Annotated in this window: 12 protein-coding genes and 1 pseudogene; 1 reads left to right on the top strand and 12 read right to left on the bottom strand. The window is 61.4% G+C overall.

The features are described 5' to 3' along the window. Positions 1-142 precede the first annotated feature (142 nt). The 4 genes and pseudogenes from OMP40_RS14505 to OMP40_RS14490 all read right to left on the bottom strand — a co-directional run bounded on the left by OMP40_RS14505 (position 143) and on the right by OMP40_RS14490 (position 11,893). Positions 143-521 (bottom strand): annotated as a pseudogene (locus OMP40_RS14505) (hypothetical protein). 65 nt (positions 522-586) lie between these two features. After that, positions 587-2,125 (bottom strand): galactose-binding domain-containing protein, encoded by a 1,539-nt coding sequence (locus tag OMP40_RS14500; protein ID WP_338131119.1) that lies wholly within the window; start codon positions 2,123-2,125, stop codon positions 587-589. Next, entirely contained in the window at positions 2,061-3,977 is a 1,917-nt protein-coding gene (locus tag OMP40_RS14495; RefSeq protein ID WP_277532263.1) for a DUF1565 domain-containing protein, read from the bottom strand. The genes OMP40_RS14500 and OMP40_RS14495 overlap by 65 nt, the downstream gene beginning before the upstream one ends. Positions 3,978-4,477: 500 nt before the next feature. After that, positions 4,478-11,893: a galactose-binding domain-containing protein gene (locus tag OMP40_RS14490; RefSeq protein ID WP_277532262.1), complete on the bottom strand. Its 7,416-nt coding sequence runs from the start codon at positions 11,891-11,893 to the stop codon at positions 4,478-4,480. A 213-nt stretch (positions 11,894-12,106) separates the two neighbouring features. On the opposite strand from OMP40_RS14490, the gene OMP40_RS14485 reads away from it, so the two are divergent. Then, a complete protein-coding gene (locus OMP40_RS14485; protein WP_277532261.1) occupies positions 12,107-12,298 on the top strand; it encodes a hypothetical protein in 192 nt (63 codons plus the stop codon). 407 nt (positions 12,299-12,705) lie between these two features. On the opposite strand, the gene OMP40_RS14480 is transcribed toward OMP40_RS14485, so the two are convergent. The 8 genes from OMP40_RS14480 to OMP40_RS14445 form a co-directional block, all read right to left on the bottom strand. Then, positions 12,706-13,698 carry a hydroxyacid dehydrogenase gene (locus OMP40_RS14480; protein ID WP_277532259.1) on the bottom strand — a complete coding sequence of 331 codons (993 nt, stop codon included), beginning with the start codon at positions 13,696-13,698 and terminating at the stop codon, positions 12,706-12,708. Further along, on the bottom strand, positions 13,695-13,850 hold the full coding sequence (locus OMP40_RS14475; RefSeq protein WP_277532257.1) for a hypothetical protein: 156 nt from the start codon (positions 13,848-13,850) through the stop codon (positions 13,695-13,697). The genes OMP40_RS14480 and OMP40_RS14475 overlap by 4 nt, the downstream gene beginning before the upstream one ends. Next, a complete protein-coding gene (locus OMP40_RS14470; RefSeq protein ID WP_277533187.1) occupies positions 13,792-14,511 on the bottom strand; it encodes a sugar phosphate isomerase/epimerase family protein in 720 nt (239 codons plus the stop codon). Before OMP40_RS14470 ends, OMP40_RS14475 begins: the two co-directional genes overlap by 59 nt. Before the next feature lie 41 nt (positions 14,512-14,552). Then, the gene (locus OMP40_RS14465) at positions 14,553-14,861 is read right to left on the bottom strand and encodes an S-layer homology domain-containing protein (RefSeq protein ID WP_420871932.1); all 309 of its coding nucleotides are present in this window, start codon (positions 14,859-14,861) and stop codon (positions 14,553-14,555) included. After that, complete coding sequence (locus tag OMP40_RS14460; RefSeq protein ID WP_277532253.1) at positions 14,783-15,313, bottom strand: S-layer homology domain-containing protein; 531 nt, start codon at positions 15,311-15,313, stop codon at positions 14,783-14,785. Before OMP40_RS14460 ends, OMP40_RS14465 begins: the two co-directional genes overlap by 79 nt. Next, on the bottom strand, positions 15,249-15,707 hold the full coding sequence (locus tag OMP40_RS14455; RefSeq protein WP_277532251.1) for a hypothetical protein: 459 nt from the start codon (positions 15,705-15,707) through the stop codon (positions 15,249-15,251). The genes OMP40_RS14460 and OMP40_RS14455 overlap by 65 nt, the downstream gene beginning before the upstream one ends. Before the next feature lie 95 nt (positions 15,708-15,802). Beyond that, positions 15,803-20,707 (bottom strand): polysaccharide deacetylase family protein, encoded by a 4,905-nt coding sequence (locus tag OMP40_RS14450; RefSeq protein ID WP_277532249.1) that lies wholly within the window; start codon positions 20,705-20,707, stop codon positions 15,803-15,805. After that, entirely contained in the window at positions 20,649-23,231 is a 2,583-nt protein-coding gene (locus OMP40_RS14445; RefSeq protein ID WP_277532247.1) for a CBM96 family carbohydrate-binding protein, read from the bottom strand. Before OMP40_RS14445 ends, OMP40_RS14450 begins: the two co-directional genes overlap by 59 nt. Between the last annotated feature and the right edge of the window lie 116 nt (positions 23,232-23,347).

Genomic DNA, 23,347 nt, shown 5'->3' with positions numbered 1-23,347 from the left:
ACAGTTTCAATCATTATATACACCCTTGTCGTCGGAAATCCAGTTCTATTACAATATCTGCTAGATCCAACGATCCGGAGAAATTTTGAAAATGTAGCGCCTTGCGCATGGCCTCCCTTCGAAACGTTCCGGCACTCCTGTATCACGCTTGCCTGAATAATATAAGACGGTTCTCCAAAGATTCGATGGCCAGTTTCAGTGCGGCTAAGCGTCGTTCGTTTAGTGTTTTCTGAGGACTGCCTTCCCTTGCTTTTGCGATTTGTTTTTCAATAGATGGAAGGACGCCTTGCAGCACGTCTTTAGAAGTCGAGACGATCTCTTCGTCATAGTCAAAGTCCGCCCCCCTGCCAAGCACCGTTAAGACTTTCTAAACCAACCTTTATGGCGTTCAGTCTCTTTTGGACAAGCGTTGTGTTCGAACCCTTTTCCGTCGAACTTTTATAGGCGTTTTTAAGTTTATGAAGCGTGGACTCCAAGGATTTAATCGATAAATCTTGAACTTCCCGGCTGACCGTATTCATGCTGACCGTATTCATATCGAAGCCCCGCTTTCCGTTTTAATCCAACGTGGATAATGATATCAAAATTAGGAAGCCCCCAAATATGAGTATTTACATTTTACCGCCAAAAAAAAGTCCCTCAAACCGCTTGGCGGTTTAAGGGACTGCGATATGCGACTCATCCGTATACGCCGAAATCCCACAGCGAATAGCCGTAGAAGCCGACTCTCGCCGTGCCGTACATCCGCACGTACCTGGCGGTTGTCGGCGCAAACGCGATATCGTCGAGCCCCCCCGTCGCCGGTCGTCGTCGAATAAACGGTCGACCAGCTGCCGACGGTCGTCGCCGTCTCGATCCGGTAGGCGGTGGCGTAGGCCAGCTCCCAGTTCAAGCGTACCCGGCTCACCGTCTGCGGCGCCCCCAGATCGACGTAGATCCACGAAGGATCGGCGAACGCCGACGACCAGCGGGTGGCCGAATTGCCGTCCACCGCCTTCTGCGGCTCGTAGCCGGTCATGTAGGTCGAGCTGGCCGTCACGCTTTTGTTCAGCGCCAGATCGGCGCCCGCGCCGGTCCCCCCGACCGCAGACATCATGATGTCGTCGACGAAGGCGTAGCCTCCGGTCGTCGGCTTGTAAGCGTACAGCGTCGCGCTCGTATTCGTCGCGCCGGTCGTGAACGTGAACGTCTTGGCCGTCCAGCCGGTGCCGCCATGCTCCTGGTACGAGTCGGCTCCGCCGTAATTTTTGACGCCGAGACGCACCGTCTGTCCCGACGATGCCGCCCGGAGGTAGCCCCGCACCTCGTATGTCGTATTCGGCGTCAGCCCCGCGACCGTCTGCTCGATGCCGTCCGCCGCGGTGCCCAGGCTGACGCCGGTCTCGTTCTTGTACCGGCTCGACGTCTGCGTACCCTGATAATCGAACGCAGGCTGCGCCGTCTGGGCGTTCGTCAGCGTCCAGCCGTACAGGCTGTCCATGCCGGGCTGATGCATCCGGTTCAGATCCAGCGAGCCGTTGACGACCAGATTTTTGTGATCCGTGTCGGTCAGCTGGTACGTCGGATTCGGCGGATTGGCAAAGTCGTGCCCCGCCTTCCACGCCGTCGCCCCGTATTCGTAGGCCCCGATGTCGGGCGCGGAGCCGCCGTAGCCGGTCGTAATGCCGCGGATCGGCGTTCCGGCGTCGATGGCGGGCGAGCCCGACTGCAGCCGGAAATCGGCGGCCGACGGATTGACGTAGAGCGGATTGCCGCTCGTCAGATTGTGGTCGAACGTCGCCCCGACGGCCGAAGCGCCCGTGCCGAGCTCGTCGACCGCGATATTGTTCTGAATCCGGTCGCCGTAAGCGTCGATGCCGTAGGAAGGTTCCGAGATGCGGATGCCCGACTTGCCGTAAGTCGTGTTGTTGTACACCCCGACGAAGTTGGACAGATGGTTGACGATGATGCCGAGCCAGTCAAGATTCCAGGTCGCGTTGTCGTAAATGAGCGCGTTCGCCGACGACTCGTCGAGGTAGATGCCGCCGGTCCATTCGCCCGAGCCGTCGCTGCGCAGCACGTTATCGTGCCAGTAGTTGTGGTGGATCTCCGAGTTGCCGAGATCGTCGTGCGCCGTGTAGAGCATGCCCGTATCCTTGGCGAGATAATTGCCATCGTGAAAATCGTTGTACTGAATGACCGCCGCGTAAAAATCGCCCCCCGATGAGCGAGCGGCCGGAGTGATACGCGGTGTTGTGGCTGACCAGATGGCCCATGCCGAAAATGTCGATGACCGAGTTGAACGCGATCGGTCCGTACGTGCCGTCGTGGATCAGGTTGTTGACCAGCTTGTTGCCGCTGCCCTTGATCGTGACGAGCGCGCCGGAGGAATACGCCAACTCGCTGTTCTTCAGCGTGTTGTTCGCGCCGCACAGGCAGATGCCGGCAGAATAGCCGGGCGCCCGGTTGAATTCCGAGACGTACTTGGCGTCGATGCCGTCGATGACGTTGCCCGAGCCGTTCGCCATGTCGATCGAGGCGGCGAACAGCTTCACGCCTTTAACGACGATATTGGAACGGTCCGTCAGGTCGAACGCGAGGCTGCGCGCCTTGTATTCGACCGTGTGGCCGGCGGGGCTGTCGCTTCCCGTCGTTCGCAAATAGAGCTGGCCGGCGGTCTTGTCGTAAAACCATTCGCCCGGGTAGTCCAGCGCGCCGAGCTTGCCCATCACCATATATTCCGACGCGCCGTAGCCCCAGTTCGCCAGCGCGACGACATTGCCCGGGACCGGCTCCTTGCGGAACGTCATGTCGGCGATGCCCGCCGTCGTCAGCTTCACGTCGGCAGCGTACGTAAAATCCTTGGCCGTCGTCGACGACTCGTATACGGCCGAAGCCCCGCCCGTCTGCGGCTGCGTGTAGCCGTACAGCGTCGTGCCGTTCGTCTTCCAGTAGCCGGTCGCTTCGGGATACGACCAGCCTTTGAGATTGCTGGCGAAGGTCGCCGTCTCCCGGCCGGTCGGCTGGTTCGGATTTTGGCTCGCGATCGTCGCGTTGACGTTCGTGAACTCGGCCTTGGCCGCCGTCGAGCCGCTGCTCGATTCTACGCCGAGACCGAAGCTGCCTTCGGTCAGCGCGGCGTTCGTCGTCGAGATGACCGGCGTGGCGCCGTTGTTGACGTACACGTTCAGCGAACTGCCGGAAGCGGACACCTTCAGATTGTAGGTCGTATTGGTCGAGACGGTCATGCTGTAGCTGCCCAGCAGGGCGCCGGAGACGCCGTACAGCCGAAGCGAATTGTCGTAGCTCGACAGCTTCAGCGTATAGGCGCTCTGCGATCTCTTCAGATGGAGCTTGCCGGTCTCCGAGGTCGTGACCAGGGCGCCGCCGAAGTTCCATTCGCCCGCGTCCTCGACGAATATAGCCGCCCCGTCCCAATAGCCCGCCGGCTGCGTCAGGTTGGTCGCGTCGTCCAACTCGTCGGCGACGGTGGTCGTCGCATAGTGGTAAAAGGCCGGATCGTACAAATTGCCGACCGCCGTGTTGGGCGAGCGCGCCAAATTGTTGGCGACCCCGTCGACGTAAACCTGGTCGAAAAAATCGCCCATAGGCAGCGTCGCGCCCGTCTTGTAGACGCTGCCGGAATGTACCGCCCAGGAGCCGGATACGAGATTCGCTCCGCTGATCGTCACGTTCGCCCCCGTATCCGGCTGAAACGTGACCGGATTGCCGGACGTGCCGGAATTGGCCGGCCTGACCGTCTCCCGGTACGTGCCTGAGCGGATTTTCACCGTGTCTCCGGCGGCCGCCGCGCTTGCCGCCTTGCCGATCGTTTTCCACGGGCTTCCCGAGCTTCCCGAGCCCGTCGTGTCGCTGCCGCTTGCGGCGTCCACGTAATACGTGATCCCCGCAGCCTCGGCGCGCTTGGGGGCGCCCGGCCCGGCGAATGCGATCAGCATCGCCGCCGCCAGCAGCATGGCCAAACCTTTTTTCCTCATCGATTCCACCCTTTCTTCCTTTGAAATGTTTATTTCAAGCCCGGAAAGCGGCATTGAAACCATCGATTGACGACGCATCGGCGCTGCCGTGCGGCAGGCCGTCAGGCGGAGGCGCGAAGCAGGGCGCGCGAAGCAGGGCGCGCGAAGCAGGGCGTATGCGGGCGCTATCGCGCAAAACTACATCATCCAAAGCCAGGGTGGCGGCTTTTTGCGATCTATCGCGCAAAAGTGCGCGGTAGATCGCCTTTTTTGAGCGAGAAGCCGGCTATTTCGGGTAAAAATCGTGCACTTTTGCACGATAGGAGAAACGACGAGCGCGCGTACTGATGTCATCGTGCACTTTTGCGCGATAGGCGTTTCGGGTTTGAGCTTTTAAATCGATCGATCAATCGATGATTTTCGCTTTCGGCAATGCCGGCGACTGTCGGCCCGCATGCCCAAGCCGCGCTGCAAAAACGGCCGGCGCAAGTTTTACGCCGGCCGAAGCTGCCTTCTTTGCTTTATTGCGCCGCAAACAGGTTCCAGACGATAACCGCCGCCTGGGCCCGCGTTGCCAGGCCTTGCGGAGCGAAGCTGCCGTCGCCGATGCCTGCGATCAAGCCGGCGCCGTGAATGGCGTCCACCGCTTCGACCGCATAGCCGGCAATGTCGGCGCGGTCGGCGAAGGAAGCGCCGCTCGCCGAGCCTTTCAGGTCCAGCTTCGTCGCCAACGCCGCCCGGTAGATCATGACGGCCATTTCCTGGCGGGTAATCCGTTCGTCCGGTCCAAAGCTTCCGTCCGGACGGCCCGCGACGATGCCCGCATGCCGCGCGGCGGCGACGGCCGACGCGTACCAGCTGTCTTCGTCGACGTCCTTGAAACCGCCCGTTCCCTGTCCGCCTGCGATATCGAGCGCGCCGGCCAGCATCGCCACGAACTCGGCCCGGGTTACCTGATCCTTCGGCATAAACGAGCCGTCGCCCGCGCCCCGAACGACTTCCCGCGCAGCCAACCCTTCGATCGCGGCCTTCGCCCACGGCAAGCTCGTCACGTCGGCGAAGCTGATATCATTGTAAACAGCCGCATAAGTGCTGAAATGCGCCGCCCGGAATCGCACCGTCCCCGTCTCCGGATCGTAGCGTCCGTTGCGCACGATTTCCCGCTCGCCCTCGTCGTTCACATAATAGATAGCTACCTTAACCGGGTCGGCTCCCGGCTTCAACGCGTATTTCAGCTGTACGCCGACCGTTTGTCCGTCGAAGTCGTTCAGCTTGCTGCCGTCGACGCTCAGTGAAAAGTCGTATGCCGGACTGTCCCCGAGACTCGCTCCCGCATCGCCAGGCAGCTGCGCCGGATCGACAACCGCGATGTCGAGCTGGACGCTGCCGGGCGCTTTTTCCCTGCCGGCCAGCAGCTTCGTCGGAAGCGACACCGTGGCGTCGCCCGCGGCAATGTCGATCGTGCCGATATGGCCGTCGAGCGCTGCGGCAAACGCGTCTCCCGACAGCGTCAGCGCGAATTGCTTGGCGTCGGCCGGCATATCGACCACAATGTGGACGGCTCCGTCAAGCGCGTCGCGAATCGCCGTCCGCAGCTCGCCCGAGCGGACGACGGCCTTCGCCTTGCCGCCGTCCATCGAAGCTGCGACACGAATCGTGCCGGCAGGCGGCGTGGGCGTCGGGCTTGGCGTCGGCGTTGCGTCCGGCGTCGGTGTCGCGCTTGGCGTCGGCGACTCGCTCGGCGTCGGCGACTCGCTCGGCGTCGGCGACTCGCTCGGCGTCGGCGACTCGCTTGGCGTCGGCGACTCGCTTGGCGTCGGCGACTCGCTTGGCGTCGGCGTCGGCGATGCGCTTGGCGTTGGCGTCGGCGACTCGCTTGGCGCCGGCGTCGGCGTTGCGCTTGGCGTCGGCGTCGGCGATGCGCTCGGCGTCGGCGTCGCACCTTCTACGAGCATGCCGGCGCTGACGACGGGGCTTCCCGTTTCCACGCCCGCGGACGCTTTTGGCGTCACCTCGAAAAACAGATATTGGCCGCCGTCCTCATCCGTCACGATGTACGATACGGCGTTCGCCGAAGCGATCGGCGACTTGTCCGAGCCGTCCGCGGCAGCGCCGCGGAACCATTGGAACGCCGACGTCGCTTCGAGATCGCCATCCGCGTCGCTGTACTCGTATTTGCCCGTCAGCGTCTGCCCGATCCGGCCGTCGCCTTCGATCGCCGCGTCGGTCGCGACCGGCGCTTGGTTGGCAGGCGGCTCCTCCTGGCTGCCGTATACCTCGAATTCCCGAATGGAGCTGGCATACCAGCCGTTGCTTCTTGCCGATTCGACCAGCTTCACGTATTGCGCCGCCGTCGCCGGGAACGTGATCGTTTCCGTGCCTCCCGCGCCGGCCGTCGTCGCATACACATCGTCCCACTGCGCGCCGTCGGCCGACAGCTGGATTTTATAGGCCGTCGCATGCACGACATCCCAGAACAGCTTCACCTTGTCGACCTGCGCCGGCGATCCGAGATCGATCATGATCGACTGCGGCTCGGGCGAGCCCGCTCCGCCCGACCATCTCGTGCCGAGATCGCCGTCCGTCGCCTTGCCGCCTTCGTGACCGGCGCCTTCGACCGAGCTGACCGTCACCGTCTTGTTCAGCGCCAGATTGACCGGAGGAGGCGTGACTGGCCCCGGCTCTCCGTACACCTCGAACTCCTGAATCGAGCTCGCATACCAGGCGTCGCTTCTTGCCGTTTCCACCATTCGCACGTACTGCGCGTCCGCGGCGGCGAACTTGATCGTCTCCGTTCCTCCGGCGCCGGATGTCGTCGAGTAGACATCGCTCCATTCCCCGCCGTCCGTCGACACTTGAATTTTATAAGCCGTCGCATGGACGACATCCCATACGAGCTTCACCTCGTCGACCTTCATCGACGCTCCCAGGTTCACCGCGATCGACTGCGGCTCGGACGAGCCTGCCGCCCCCGACCATCTCGTGCCGAGGTCGCCGTCCGTCGCCTTGCCGCCCTCGTAGCCGGCGCCCTCGATCGAGCTGACCGTCGCCGTCTTGTTCAGCGCCAGATTGACGCGCGGCGGCGTGGTCGGTCCCCAGGATCCGTATACCTCGAAATCCCACAGCGATACGCCGTACCAGCCGTTTCTCGCGCTCTGGATCATTCGCACGTACCGCGCGTCGGCGGCGGCGAACGTAATGTCGTCCAGTCCGCCGTTGCCGGAGGTTGTCGCGTAGACGTCGTTCCAGTCGGAGCCGTTCGTCGACACCTGGATTTTGTAGGCGGTCGCATAGGACGTCTCCCAGTTCAGCTTCACTTCGGCGACGCTTTTCACCTCGCCCAGATCGACGCGAAGCCACTGGTTGTCGTTCGTGTCCCCGCTCCAGCGGGTGGTGGCATCGCCATCCACCGCCTTGCCCGCCTCGTAACCGGTCTGAACCGCCGAATTGGACGTCGCCGGTTGATGGAGCGCCAGGTCGGGCAGCGGCGCATGAACGGTGACGACGGCCGGCGCGCTTGCCGGGGACAAGTTGCCCGCGGCGTCCTTCGCCTTGACCGTGAACGAATACGTCCGACCGTCCTCAAGGCCCGTTATCGTCGTATGCGTGCCCATCGATACGCCGGTCAGCGTGCCGTCGGCATAAATTTCGTACATTTCCACGCCGTAATTGTCGCTTGCCGGATCCCAGCTCAGGTCTGCTGCCGTCGCGGTAAACGAAGGCGACATCAGGCCGGACGGCGCGCCCGGCGCCTCCGTATCCGAAATGTCCGTCGGGACGACGTCCACCCGATCCGCGACGCTCCACGGTCCTCCGCCCGCGCTGTTGTCGCCGGTGCTTCGCACCTTCAGCGTATGCGGACCGTCGGTCAGCGCCGGGCTCGTATAGACGAGATAGTCGCCCATATGGACCGTAGCGTTCATGTCGACCGGCGTTTCGGCGCCGCCGTCGATCGAGACGCCGACGATGCCGAAGCCGGAGTTCACTTCGGCGTACAGCTGAACGCCTTTGCCGACGAAGCGGACTTGGTAGTAGGCATCCTTTTCGTTCGTAAAATGATTGTCGCTGCCGTAATTGGACGCATTGTTCGTGCCGGCCGTCCACGCGCCGTGGAAATCGAACGCGTAGTTCCCCGTGCCCGTCCGCGAATCGTTGACCACGATCGGCGAGCCCGCCGGCACGACGTCCACCCGATCGGCGACGACCCAGTTGCCGGTTGCGAGCGTATTTTGCGTGCCCGTGACGCGCACCTTCATCTTATGAGCGCCGGCCGCCATCCTTGGACTCGTAAACACAAGCGCGCTTCCGATATGGGAGGCGGCGTAAAGATCGACCTTAAACTCCGGTCCGTCGTCGATCGAGACGCCGACGATGCCCATGCCCGTATCGAGCTCCGCGTACAGCTTCGCCTGCACGCCTTCGAATCGGACTTCATAGTAGCTGTCCGGCGTATTGGAAAAATGATTGTCCGCGCCGTAGTTCGTGTTGTTCGCGGCCTGATGCCAGGTTCCGGCAAAATCGAACTGGCCCAGGCCCGTGCCGGTCTCGCTGTCGTTGATGCGGATCGGCGCGACGGCGGACACGACGACGACCCGGTCGACGACATGCCCGGCACCGCCGGATTCCGCGTTTTTGGTGCCCGTGACGCGCACCCTCAGCGTATGCGCGCCGTCCGCAAGCCGCGGACTCGTATAGACGAGCGCATCGCCTATATGCGTGCGGGAATACGTATCGACCAGCGTTTCGGCGCCGCCGTCGATCGACACGCCCACGATGCCCGTATTGTCCTTCAGCTCGGCATACAGCTGGATCTGCACGCCGTCGAATTTCACTTCGTAGAAATCGCCGGCCGTGGACGAATGGTGGTTATCCAGATGATAATTGAACGCGTTGCCCGCCTCCGCGCTCCAGGAGCCGGTATAGGCGAATTCGTTCGTACCCGTGCCGGTCGCCGTATCGTTGATCGACAGCGTGCCCGGCTCCGGATGGGCGGGACCCGGCGGAAGCGCCGCCGGCTCTTCCCACAGCGATACCGAGACGTCGTCGACGAACGCATAGCTGCCGGTTTCCGGCTTGTAGGCGTATACGGTGGCCGTCGTAGCGGCCGGTCCCGTCGTGAAGGTCAGCGTCTTCGTCTGCCACTTCGATTCGGCGGTTTCGCCGGACGTGTCGCTGCCGCCGAAATCCTTTACGCCAAGCTTGACGGCTTTGCCGGATACGGCCGATCGCAGAAAGCCTCTAAGCTCGTACTTGGTGTTCGGCTTAAGGCCGACGATCGTCTGCTCGATGCCGTCCTCGCCGGTGCCGAGCGCGATCGACGTCTTGTTGACGATGCGGGCCGGCCCGAGATTCGTATCCTTGTTGCCGGCGATATCGTAGACGGGCTGCGCCGCCTTCGAGTAGGTCCGGGTCCAGGCGTACAGGCTGTCCATGCCCGGCTGCTGCATTCGGTTCAGCTCGAACGCCCCGTTCGTCAGCAAATTTTCGTAGCCGGTATGAACCAGCCCGTACGCCGGCTCGACGGCCGGCGGGTTGTCGAGATCGGCGCCCGCCTTCCAGTCCGGCCCTCCGGTCTGGTACGCGCCGATATCGGGCGTACTGTCGGAAGGATCGGTAATGCCTTCGATCGGCACGCCTGCGTCAAGCGCGGGAGAGCCCGCTCCCGGACGAAAGTTCCCGCCTGCGGCATCGATGTACTGCGGATCGCCCGCCGCCAGATTCGCCTTGTAGTCGGCGCCGATCGTCAGACCCGACGTGTCCAGGCCGTCCACCGAGATGTTGTTGTACACCTTGTCCCTGTAGTCGTCGATCGTATAGCCCGGACGGGATATCTCGACGATCGAAGCGTTGTCGGTCGTATTGTTGTACACCTGCACGAAGTTGGACAGATGGTTGACCATAATGCCGCGCCAAGGAAAATTCCACGTCACGTTGTTGTAAAGCGTGGCGTTCATCGTCGATTCGTCCAGATAGACGCCTCCCGACCATTGGCCGGTATCGTCGACGCCTTTGCTGCGGTGCATGTTGTCGTGCCAATAGTTGTGGTGGATCTGCGTGTTGCCGAGATCGCTGTGCGCCGTATACAGCAGCCCGGTATCGGTCGCGAAGGCGTTGCCGCCGTAAAAATCGTTGTACTGGATGTCCGCCGCGTAAAACGTTCCGCCGATGAGCGAGCGGGAGGCGTTGTAGACGGTGTTGTTGCTGACCAGGTGACCGACGCCGTTCAGCTCGATCGCGGAGTCGAAGACGATCCCGCCGTACGTGGCGTCGTGAATGACGTTGTTGATCAGCCTGTTGTTTTCGCCCTTGACCGTGACCAGAGAGCCGGACGAAAAGGCGATTTCGCTGTTTTTCAGCGTATTGTTCGAACCGCAAAGGCAGATGCCCGAGGAACCGGACGAAAACTCTACATAGTAGTCGGATACGTATTTGGCGCGAATGCCGTCGACGACGTTGCCCGAACCGTTCGCCATGTCGATCGTGGAGGCGAACAGCTTGACGCCCTTGACGACGACGTTCGAGCGGTTCGTCAGGTCGAAGGCGAGATTGCGCGCTTTCGCCTCGACGGTATGACCGGCCGGATCGCCGCCGTCCGGCGCGATCATATACAGCTTGCCGGCCGCCTTGTCGTAATACCATTCGCCGGGGTAGTCGAGCGCGGCGAGCTTGCCCATAATCATGTATTCGGAGTTGTTCAGGCCCCAGTTGGCCATGCCGAGCACGTACGGCAAATCCTGCTTGCGGAACGTCAGCAGGGCCGCGCCGGCCGTCTTCAGCGTCACGTCCGCCGAATAGGTGAAGTTTTTCGCCTTCGTGGCGGAATCGTAGGCGGCGCCGAGCCGCTGCGACTGCGGCTGCGTATAGCCGACGACCGACGATCCGTCGACCGTCCAGTAGCCGTTGCCTTCGCCCGAGGACCAGCCCTCGAGATTGCTGGCGAAGCCGGCCTTTTCCTTGCCCGTCGCCTGGTCGATGCTTTGGCTCGATATGGTTGCGTTTACATTTTCAAACGAAGCCGAGGCCGCCACGGAGCTGCTGCCCGATTGCACGCCGACGCCGAAAAAGCCCTCGATCGGCTTCGGATCGGTCGCCGTAATCGCCGGCGCGGATTGATCGTTCAAATAGACTTTGATCGAGCCGTCCACGGCTTCGATCTTGACGTTATACGTCGTATTCAGCTGCACCGCGACGTTGGAAGCGCCGAGCGTCGTTCCGTTCTGGTCGACCAGCGTCAGCTTGTTGTCGAGACTGGACAGCCGGACCGAATAGAACGACGGGGCGCTTAGTATGTTGAGCACGCCCGCATGGGTCGACGAGGATACGATCGCGCTGCCGAAATTCCATGCGCCCGCATCCTCGTAAAAGACGGCTGCTCCGTTCCATGTCCCGTCGGGCTGCGTCAGATTCGCGGCGTCGACCAGTTTATTCGAGTCCGACTTCGTATTGTCGTATCGATACAGATTCGGATCGTACAGGTTGCCGACCTCGGTGTTGGGGCTGCGCGCCCAATTGTTCGCCTGACCGGCGACGTAGATCTGGTTCAAATAATCGGGCATGCCGAGCGTCGCGTCGATGCTGTACGCGCCGTTCGCGACGGCCGGGGCCGGCGTCCAACTGCCCGTGATGAGATCGGCGCCGCTGACCGTGACGTCGGCGCCGGTATCCGCTTCGAACGTCACGCCGTCGCTGGCCGGCTTGACGGTCTCGCGATAGGTGCCGGTACGGATCTTGGCCGTATCGCCGGCGACCATGACGGCCGCGGCCTTGCCTATCGTTTTCCAGGGATGGCCTGTGCTCCCATCATTGGAATCGCTTCCATTTTCTGCGTCTACAAAGTAGACCGATGCGGCTGCGGATGCCTGCCTTGAAGGCGCCGCAACGAAATACATCGATAGCATGGACGCTATCAACACGTACGCCAACCCTTTTCTGACCACGAAGCTTTCCACCTTTCCTTGAGGAAAATGTTGTTTTAACCTGAAGACGGGGCCGAAACCGTTCTCTTATGTACGATTTCACGTCCCAGTATACGGTTCGAATCGGGCGATAAATATGGAATCATCTACGCTTTTTGGACTGATCGCGGGCGTTTTGCGGCTTAACGGACCGGCGTCTTCCCGCTTTTTCCAGACGTGGAGGATGACTGGTGTATGCCGAACCGAAGAGGCGCTGTACAGCGTTACTTGTCGGGGCTGCGGCGTATGCCGGACCGGAGAGGCGCTGTACAGCGTTACTTGTCGGGATTTCGGCGTATGCCGGACCGAAGTGGCGCTGTACAGCGTTACCAGATCCTCGTCGAAGTGCCACAATTCTCGCATCCGAACGTTTGGACCCGGTTTTGAACATCTGCGGCCTGTCTACTTGCGTGCCGCACGTAGCGGACGGACCGAGGAGCCCTTGTTCTTGTTCCTGCAGCGATTCGAAGCCCGCTTTGGGACTCAGGGGTCGTTATTGCAGGATTGCCGACCTTTTTTTAGCCTTGAACCGGATGAATAACGTCCCTCCAGTCCGAAATGATCGCATTGGGGGACGGATTTTAAGAAATAACGTCTCCTGAGTCCGATGCCCCTGTCTGGCTTGCGTTCCGTGAAGCGCCTTTCGCACGCGATCCCTTTCGAAACGCTCCGGCGCACCTATAGCGCGGTTGCCTGTCCATCCATCGCAGCCAAGCAAAAAAAGCCTCCCGTCTATGTCGAATACACATAGATGGGAAGGCTTTTTTCGTACAAGCGCGATTCATAACGTTCGCCTATTTGGTCATCCGCTTGAACTGCCGGTAGGGAATCTCGTATTGCAGCGGCTGCCCCGCGGCAAACCGTTCGATCTCTTTCACCATGGCCCACGCGTAATTTTCCAGCTTCACCATCCCGGCCACATGCGGCAGCAAATAGACATTGTCCGGCTCGCGCAGGGGACTGTCCGGCGGAAGCGGCTCCGTCTCGTAGACGTCCAGCACGGCTGTGATTCGCCCCGTCCGGAGCGTCTCGGCCAACGCGGCTTCGTCGATCAGCGAGCCCCGCGCGGTATTGATCAACACGGCTCCATCTTTGATCCATTTCAGATTGTCCCGGTTGATCATCCGGTAGGTCTCGTCGGTTTGCGAGGCGTGGATCGAGACGATGTCGGACTGGGACAGCACTTCATGCAGCGAGCAGGGCTCGACGGCGGCGTGCGCCAGGCTGTTCATATCCACATACGGATCATACAGCTTCACGCGGACCCGGAAGGGTTGCAGCATTAGAATCAAATGCCGACCTACGGCCCCCAGCCCGACGAGGCCGACCGTTTTGCCGATCAGCGTCTCGCATTCCCGATTGTTCCAGTTCATCGTCCTGACGTCGCGCTCCCGTCGCGGGATCTGCCGCAGGGCGGTCAGCATATAGGCCAGCGTTCCTTCGGCCACGTATTCCGCCATGACATCGTTCGCGCTGCACACCTTTATTCCTCGTTCATACACGCCATCCGTGATAAATCCGGCCACGCTCGCGCCCGGGCTGACAATCAGCTTGAGGCGGTTCGCCTGCGCAAGGACGGCTTCCGTAAAAGGCGGGCAGGACAGCCAGCCGAGCGCGAAGCAAACGTCGACGTCGCGCAAGCGGTCGCCCAGCTCCCCCCCGCGGTCATCGCCCTTCCGTAGTCGTTCATCCGGACGTCCCCGATCCGGCGCAGCGCGTCCATCGCCGGCTTCGGCAAAAAAACGCTCTTTCCAGGCACCGTCCTCCATCGTAATGAATAGATTCATGTCATCTTCCCTTCAAGCTGCCGGATATACGAGATGAAGTGCGGCAGCGCCGCGTCGTGGTCGGCCAGCTCGGGATGCCACAGCTTTTCCCATTTAAAAGTGATCCACCTGCCGTACTTCTTCCCGCCGAATGCTTCGATAATGTTTTCCAAAGGAATCTCCCCCGGTTCCCGGCAATACGCTTGTATAGCCGCCGTCCTGCGCGAACTGCAGGTCCGCCGCGTACAGGCATTTGACCGCAGGCTTGACGGCAGCCAGCGCCTGGTCCGCATCCTCGCCGCCAAGCCGCACATGATCGGGCGAATAGCCGATTCCGACCCGGTCATTCCCTATTTGCCGGACCGCCGCGGCAACTTCCAGCGCGCTTGCGTACAAGCTATGATTCTGAATGACGATTTCAAGCCCGGATCGATCCCGTTCGAGCAGCCTGGCCAGCATCTCGGCGACGGATGACAGATTGACGTTGGCGTACGCCGGATCGGTATCGCCGTGCACCTGCAGGCGAACGGCGCGGGCGCCCGTCTCGTTCGCCAGCGCCATGCTCCGCTTTAACGTATCCTCGACGATCCTTCTTGCATCCGATCGAAGATGATCGTAGTGCGGATACAGGAACAAGCTTGCCAGCGCGATCCCTTCGGCCTCCAGCGCATGCACGATCTCCCTGATATGCGCGGCGGACGAATCGAGGGTCAGCTCTCCCTTGATCTCCGACACCCTCAGGTCGATCCCGTCATAGCCGTACCGGCGCGCCAGCCGGATCGCTTCGACGCCGCTCAATTCCGGCGTCGCCAATGTTGAAAAGCTGCACTTCATCACCTGTATGGTTCTCCTCCCCCGCGGTGCGCTCCCATCCTTTATTTCTCCAGCTCCTGCAGCAGATTCATCATGGCGGCAACCGCTTCGGCCCGCTTCGCGATCTCGACCGGGGCGAAGCGGTTGCCCGTCTTGCCGCGCACGATCCCGGCTTCCACGGCCGCGGCGACGGGCGCCTTCGCCCAATTCGGAATCTGGGCGCTGTCGGCGAACGCAGGCAGCGCCGGCGCCGACTCCGTCTTCAGCCCCGCCGCGCGGGCCAGCATCGCCGTCATCTCCGCCCTGGCGATCTGCCGATCGGCGCGGAAAGTGCCGTCTTCATAGCCTTGAATGATTCCCGCTTGGGCCATTTCCGCGATCGATGCCGCGGCCCAGGCCGGAATACGATTCGCATCCGCAAAGACCGCCTGCGCAGCTTGACCCCCTTGACCTCCTTGACCTCCTTGACCTCCTTGACCTCCTTGACCTCCTTGACCTCCTTGCCCCCCCTTGACCTCCTTGCCCCCCCTTGACCTCCTTGCAGTCCTAACGCCCGCGTGAGCATCGCGGCGAACTCCGCCCGCGTCACCGGGCGCTCCGGACGGAACGTGCCGTCTTCGTAGCCGGTGACGATCCCCTTCTCCACGGCTTCCAGAACGGATGACTCCGCCCAGTGTCCCTTCATATCGGCCAGTCCCGATGCCCCCGTCAGATTCGTCTTCAACGCGGGCTTGAACAGCGTGCTCTTAATAGAGGAATCAACCAGCTTGACCTCGTTCAGCGCCAGCTCGGCGGGTCCGGGAGCCAGACGCTTGAACCGCAAGGTCGCGAGCTTCAGATCCCCCCTTCAGCCCCTGCTTCGGTCCGATCAGCGTGTAAGCGACGCGAATCCGATTCCCGTCCACCAGGGGGTCCACCAGCAAGCCGTCGGGAGGCGCCTCGGCCTTCTCCAGCTTCAGCCGCCGCTCGTCGAACGTCAGCTTTAATTCATACGCATAGACGTCGCTTGTCCCGTGGGCGGAGATGACGACCGCCAGCGAACCGTCGCCTCCGCTCGTCATCTCGAACGCCGCGGATTCGTTGGCCGCCGCGCCGAATGCGACAGGCATCCCGGTCATCCATAAGCAGCTTACCAGCATGGCGATCGTAAATTTGATCCTCTTCCTCAGCCTCAGCCTCATCTTGAGCCTCATCTTGAGCCTCATCTTGAGCCTCATCCGTACGCCTCCACCCTTCGCGGCACGAAGACCGGACGCGGCTCGCCGAGCCGCATCCGGTATCCCGTTCATCTGCATGCCTGCCCGTTCTTCCTTTATTGTCCTGCCGCCCAATCGGCCAGAATCATTCTGGCGACGGCAGCCAGCACCTCGATCGTAATTTCATTTCCTCCGTCGATCGCGGCCGCCGACACCTTGCCCCAGTTCGGGTCCGAACTCGTTACGCCGTAGTACTTGGCAACGATGGACAGGTCGCGAATGCCGACTTTGGTCGCTCCGCCCCCGACGAGCGTGACCAGCGCGCGCTCGAACGTCTGGATGGCCCCGTTCAGGGAAGCGGCGGCCGCATTGACGCTCTCCTGGCTGGAGGCGCCGCTTCCGCGGACGGCCTTGGCCGCATCGAGCGCCGACTTGAGCGGAGCCTTGGCCGATTGCGGATACTGGCCGATCTTGTCTCCGTACGGACCGTTGTCGTGAAGCCTCTGCGCCTTCGCGATCGCGGCGTTCAGCGCCGTCAAGTCGGCCGGTACGCCCGGAATGACCGCGTCCAGGAATTGCTGTTCGGCGGTCCCCAGCGAGGCGACGGCTTCGTCGACCGCCGCTTGGGACACGCCCGTCAGATCGCGCTTCGCCTCGGCCAGCCCGATCGCATCCGCCAGCGCGTCATAGGCCGCCTGCGGATATTGTCCCGGATTCGCGCCGACCGTCGCACCATTCAGCAGCGCCTGGGCATGCGCGATCTTGGCGATCAACGCCGTTTTGTCCGCTTCAACCGGATGAGCCGCAATCTGCTGGGAGACGGCCGCTCCCGTCGTATCCGGCCAGACCGAATCTTCCCCTTCGAAGGTAAGCTCAAAATCGGACAACGACACGGCGGTAGATACGCCGGTCTGCGCGTCGTCCTTGACCGCTGCGCGCAGCTTGAACAGCGGCAAGGTTCCTGAGAGCGGCTGCCCCGCGCCGGCCGTGAACAGCAGAATCTTCAGCGTTCCGGGTTGATCGGCCATCGCGGCCACCACCTGATAGTTGTCCTGCAGCGACTCGATCGCTTCGCTATTCAGCATCCGGACGCCTTCGTACAGCTCGGTGGCGAACTCCAGTGCCTGCGGATCGTAATGGACGAGGATATCCGCGCCGGTAAAGCGGCTTGCGTCGCTTACGCCGACCGTCAGCTCCAGCTGCTGCCCCGGCTGCAGCTGTTCTGCGCTGGCCGCGAGCGTGCCGCCCGGAGCTTGATTCGCCGGCTGCGCCGCCGCCACGGCGGCATCGAGCGCGACCTGGACCGCGAGCGCATTCGCGTAGCCTGCCGCCGGCCGATTGTCCAGCAGCGCCTGCGCAACGTCGATCCGCTGCGCCGCCGTCAAGCCGTTGTACGCGGTCAGGTTCAGATCAAGCCCGACTGCCGCGATCGCGCCCTGCATCGCCGCCGCATCGCCGGCCTCGTTGACGGCCGCGAGCGGAGAAGGCTCGGGATTCGGTTCGCCGTATGTCGCCAGCGCGACGGACAAGGCGAATGCCGTCGGAATCTTCTGCATGGTGATATTGGTATTGTTCGACCCCAGAAGGACCAGGGACAGCTCCGTCTTGTCTGCCGCCGCGGCATCCTTCACGTACTGCGTGATGTTCATTTCGTAATTGGCTCCCGTCGCCTGAACGGCAGTTCTGCCGATCTCGGCCAGCGCCGCCATATTGCTGTTTTTCAGATCGGCGAGCGGCTGCGTATTCCAGGTCAGCGGCGCTTCCCAGCTGCTCGGGGCGGCGTAACCGACGACCGTTCCTTCCCTGGTTGTAAAAAACTGAACCTTCGCCTCTCCGATCGCGTCGGCCTCCAGGCCCGCCAACGACGCCATGTTAAATTTGATATAAACGCCGCCCTTCCGGGGCGAGGTTCCGCCGTACAGATTCGTCCAGTTGGCGGTACTGACGGTATCCGGATTCAACTGGTCCACGATGGCATGCGCCAGGAGCGGCGCATTGATCTTCGGCAGCGCGGCGTTCAGCTCCGCCTGCACCGCCTGAACATCGGCATACCCCGTCGCGGGACGATGGGTCAGCACCGAAGACGCCACGCTGTTTTTCTGTTCGCTCGTCAAGCCATTGTAAGAAACGAGCGCAAGTCCGAGCGCAGCGTTCTCGATGGCGGTTCGCATGGCCGACGCGTCCGGGGCCGTATTGACCCGCTGCAGCGCCGATATACGCACCTGGAAATGGAGCGTATACGTCGCCACCGTCCAATTGTCCTCCGCCGTCACGGTCACCTTCGCCGTTCCTGGAAGCGCCGGCGCATTCTGAAGCACGGCCGTCGCCTTGCCGGTATCCGCCACCTTGAAGCCGACGACCGGCAGCGCGGTCGTTCCTTCCGGCAGCATGATGTCGTACGCATACGTTTCCGGAGCAAACCCGGCGATCGTAACGCCGTTGACCTTCAGATCGCTTAAGCTGGCGTTCTCGCTTAACGAAGGCGCGTTCTGCGCTTCCTCCACTGCCGCGTCAAGCGCGTCCTGCAGCGCCGCCGCATCCGCGAAGCCGTCGGCCGGGCGCACCTCCAGCAGGCGGCTGCCGACCATCCGCTTCTTCCCTGCGCCTAGCGCGTTGAATTCGCCAAGATCGAGTCCCAGGCCGGGAGCGGCGATGGCCGACAGCATTTGTTCGGACGTAACGGCTCCATTGACGACATTGAGCGGCGAAGCGGCATCCGGCACGATGCTGACGCTGCCCTTGTCGGGTACGGCCTGAACGAGCAAATACCGCTTGCCGTCCCGGATCGTCTCGACGAACGGAATCGGCTCGCCGGCTTGCGTCGCGCCGATATCGCTCCAGGCATCGTCGACGCGTACCTTCACCGTGAGCGGGTAATCGAACAACGTATCGTCCATGCGGTCGGTCAGATTAAAGGTGATTTTCCGATCGTCCTTCCGCGTCACGACGATGTGCGCCGTATCCCGTTGTTGACTGTAGCGCACGATGTCTCCGTACCGGCCTACCCAGATCTGATCGCGATACGTATCGAGAAGCTGCAGCAGGTATTGCGTCAGATCGCGGCTCGTCCGCGTCACGCCGTCCGAAGGCGTCTTGCCGCTTTCATTCAGACTATGGACGAGCATATTGCTCCAGCCGCGATAATAGGAGGCGCTCCATACTTTGTGGTTGGGATCGACAAGCGTCTTCACCATCGCCTCTACGCTGTTGCCGTTCGCCGCTTGATTGGTCAGCTCAAGACTGCCCGGACGAACGCTTAGCGACTGCGTGTTCATGTAATTAATGCTGTCCGCCGGATTCGGCAGCCCGACCGTTCCCCGGGCGGCGATATAATATTCGGCGGCGATATCTTCTCTGCCGCTGCCGAAAGGATACGCCAGCGTCGTTGCGCGAACGCCCTCGATCGTGTCCAGCAGCGCTTGCGAGTCTGCGTATTCGCCGTGCAGGTGCGCCGGGTCCAGCGTGCTGCCTTTGTCTTCGTGCGTAACGGTGTGCGAGCCGATCTCATGCCCCTCCGCGGCAAGCGTACGCCATTTGTTCGGGTCTTTGATCAAGCTCGTAATGACAAACCAGCTGAATTTAAAGCCGTATTGCTGGGCCAGGCTGCGCCAAGTATCGTGTTCGTTTTCAAAATTGTCGTCGATCGTCAGCGAGAAGGCGCCCGTCTTGTCGTCGGCCCACAACGCCACCTCCGCGTCGCCGTGCTGCTGCGGCCAATGATCGTAATCCGCCAGGTTGATCCGTTTCTCGCCGGATGCGAGCGGGGGCAGATTCCGAAGCTGATTGCCCTGCGGCTCCAGCGCGGATTCGACCTGCTCGCGCACCTCGGTCTTCGTCAGGATGCCGTCCGCCGGCTTGTTGTCCAGCAAATATTGGGCCACGAACTGTTTCTTGTCCTGGCTGGCCGTCTCATACTTCGGCTTGTAAAGGCCGAGCGCCCGCGATTCCAGCGCCGAACGCATCTGCTCGGCCGTCTGCGCCTGCGATAAGGCGAGCAGGGCTTGCAGACGTACGCCTTCGTACAATTCATTTTGCGCCGCGGCTTTATTCGCATAGCCGGCGGCCGGGCGCGCGTCCAGCACATGCTGCGCGACAGCGGTTTTGCCCGTCTCGGACAAGGCGCCGTAGCCGTACAGAATCATCCCGAGCGCGCTCGCTTCCAGCGCCGTACGCATCTGTCCAGCGCTCGAAGCTTGATTGACCGCTTCCATCGGCGCCGCAGGGTTATTCAGGATCCGGTTCCATATCTCTTCGTTGATCGTCAGAATCGGTCCGTTCAGCGACTTCACGCCTTCATTCACGCCCTTGGCGTAAGTCATATAGCCATGCTCGTTCTTGTACAGCATATCCGTCGTTCCGATGCTAAGCCTGCTTACGACATCCCGCGTTTCGGCGCTCGTCAACCCTGAGTCGATATTATCGAGCAGCAATACGGGCGTGATCGCATCCACGTTCGGCTTCCAGCCCATGAATACGTAAACTAGGCTGCTTCGCTTGCCGTTCGCGTCCAGCGTATCGAATTCGAAGCCCATACTGTCCGCGCCGAGATTCGGCAGATCGTCCTGCCCGTCGACGATGTAACCCCGGTATTTCCCGATGCCGCTGTCAAAGCCGCCGACCGGAGAGACGGGATGGGAAAACGTATAATTCACGAATTCGGCCATGATTTTGCCCGGCTGGCTTAGCGGATGCCCTTTGTACACGAAGCCGTCGCCTGCCGCATCCTTGCGGATCTCGCGTTCGGTCAGCGTCTTGCCCGAGTTCTGGTAGATCGTGCGAACATTCGTCAATCCGGCCGCGGTCAGTCTCGCCAGCCAGTCGTCGTAGTTAAAGCTGCGCATCTGGTCGTTCAGCCACTGGGCGTCTTCGAAATAGTACATCGCCATGATGGCGCCAGCGATGCCGGACCGATGGTTCGGGTTCCATTCCTTGTCGAAGTTCCCGGTGGCGTCGATGCCCGTTTTATTGTCGTTTTCGTCGTCGTAAGCGAACTTGGCGCCATAGAGACCCGCCAGAATCATCAGATCGAGCTTCTCTTTCTCGGCGGCGGTCAGCGCGTTCCAAATCGCGGGCGCCTTCTTTTTTGGCCATCACGATCGCGCTCAGCAGCGGCATATAGCCTTGCCCCGACAGGCCGTTGCCGGCGAAGCCAGGCTCGTTGCCTCCCGCCGTCACGGACCGGAGATGCTGCAGCGCCTTGGCCGAAGCGGTCGTAACGCCGTCCGGACCGATGTAGTCCGGAGCGGACGCGGACAGCAGCGTCAACAGTTTAAGCGCGTTGGCGCTCTTTTCGTATTCCTCCCGCCATTCCATGACCCACTTCAACGTGCCTGAATGCGTCTCCAGATTGTAGTCCAATAAGGGCTGTCCGAAAGCCGTCGCGATCGCTTCGGCGCTGAACGGAATGCGAACCTGCGCCTGCTCGCCCGGACTGCTTGCGGTCGCAGGCTGCGATACGGCTTCTTTCAGCACCAGGTCGTACGCCTTTACGACATACGTATATTCGGTTGCCGGCGCAAGTCCGTTGTCGACGAAGCTCGTCGCGTTCGTAACCGTGCCGACCTCGGCTCCGTCACGGAAAACTTTGTAGTACAGAATCCCCGTATCGTCCGAAGATGCCGTCCAGCTGACGTGCGCCTGCATCGTATTGGAGATCGCGACCTGCACGTTCGCGGGGGCCGTCGGGTTCTCCGTATCCAGCCGGTTGGCCACGGCGGATACGAATACGGCCTGCACGCTCAACGCATGCGCGTAGCCTTCGGCCGGCCTGCCGGCCAAAACGTCCTGCGCAACCTGCGCACGTTTGGCCGCATCCATGAGCCGATAACGTTCCATCGGAAGCCCCAGCGCGTTGGATTCCAACGCCGCCGTCATCGCCGCCTCGCCGCTTGCGGCATTGACGCGGGCGAGCGCTTCATCCAGACGCTGTCCGTCCTGCACGACATGGTTGTCGATCGACAGCAGCCCGTCGGCCTGGCTGTAAACGAACGCCTGCCCGATATTGTTCAGCGCATAGCCTGTATTCGCATAGTTGCGCGCTTTAAATTGATCGGCCAGATGAACCGGCTGCTCCCCTTCAGACGCGATCCATACATCGTAAGTCCGGGTCGGCTGACCCGTGCCGCTTGCCGGGTTGATCCGCACCTCCACCTGATAGGTTCGGTTCGCTTGGGCGGTCAAAGGATGGGAGGAGGCATACACGTTGTCATTGCGGGCATCGAAGTTGCCGAAGTTGGAACGCACGATATAAGCCAGATCCGGGAATCCGTTAAGCGTCACCGAGCGGTCCGCATAGCTGATCAGCGCGTCCGTCTCCAGCGGATTGCCCGTCAGGTTCATATCGAATTTGATGGCATAGGATCGATTCGCGAGGCTATTGTCCGACTCCAGGAGGATCGCCAAGCTTTGTCCCTGCTCGTCCTTGAACGGAGCCTTGGATACGAAATGGTCCGCGATCAATCTGGCATTCGCAACGGCCGGGACATCGGTCGATTGCGCATCGGCCGTTGCATGGACGCCGCCAATATCGTTCAAGGCAGGCGCACTCGCAGCGAACGCGTAGTCGGCCGCCAGCAGGACGGGCTGCCCGGCATTCGGCGGCGTCAGCCACAGATCGTACGTGCCGAGCGACAGATTGATCATCGCTTTCACATGGTATTTTTGGCCCGCCGTATAATTGACCGGCGTCTTCGACTCGAAGCCGGCTGCGTTCGCGGCCTTGATAGTGCCATCCGTCCCGAAGCGAAGCGCGATCGGGAAGTCCGCCGCGGCGGCGGGCGCCGCTCCGTCCGCCGTAATGCCTACCGTGCCGTTGCCGGTAGTCGAAGCAGGCGTCGCATCGAATTCAACGACGCGCAGATGACCCTTGTTATGGCCGCCGAACGATTGGACAAGCTGCATGAGCCCGGTCGGCGCAGGCGGTTCGTCCTTCAATTCAACGACGAGCTTCGGCGTATTGGCGGTGCTTTCTCTGGCGTAGAACTCCATATTTTCATTTAACGTGGATATCGGTACAAAAGCGATCGCCAGCTTGGACTTGCCTGCGGCAAGCTGCGTTTTCAAATATTCGGCGAGATCGAATGGATAGTAAACATCCGGCGTACTCAATACGGACTGCTGACTAAGTACCTGGCTCCCGTAAACAGGCGCATTATTCCAGGTCAAGGTCGATTCCGACCAGCTCGTATCGTCGACGGCTCTTAAACCGACCGTCATCGCGGTTCCGTTCGTCCCCATCTTCTTCAGCCATACTTTCGCGTTTTCGATCCGGTCGGCGTCCACGCCGGCAAGCGCCGTCAGATCGAACTTCATGTAAATGTATCGTTGTCCGCCAATGCTGCCCTTTAATTGCATCCAGGTCCCGTTGGCATTCGCATCCTTGGCAACGGCGGAAGTGAACGCGTCGTCCGTCGGAACGAGTTCTACAGTCGTGCCGGACGCGGCCGATGCCACGGCGCCTCGTCCCGATGCCGCCGGGTAGACAAGACCGACGAGCAGCGCCATGACGAGCGCCGCGCTCACAAGCTTTTTCCAGGATAATCTCATTTCTTAAATCCTCCTTTTGAGTATGATAATTTTTCGAATCCGATCCTTTTCCAATCCTCCTTGGAACCGCTTACAGAACCCTTGAAAAAAACAGACATCCGAGTATTGGAGAAATC

The organism is Cohnella rhizosphaerae (genome assembly GCF_029525575.1).
GTDB classification, from domain to species: Bacteria; Bacillota; Bacilli; order Paenibacillales; family Paenibacillaceae; genus Cohnella; species Cohnella rhizosphaerae.
Note: the sequence above shows the minus strand (reverse complement) of the source record. Positions and strands in the feature narration are given on the sequence as shown.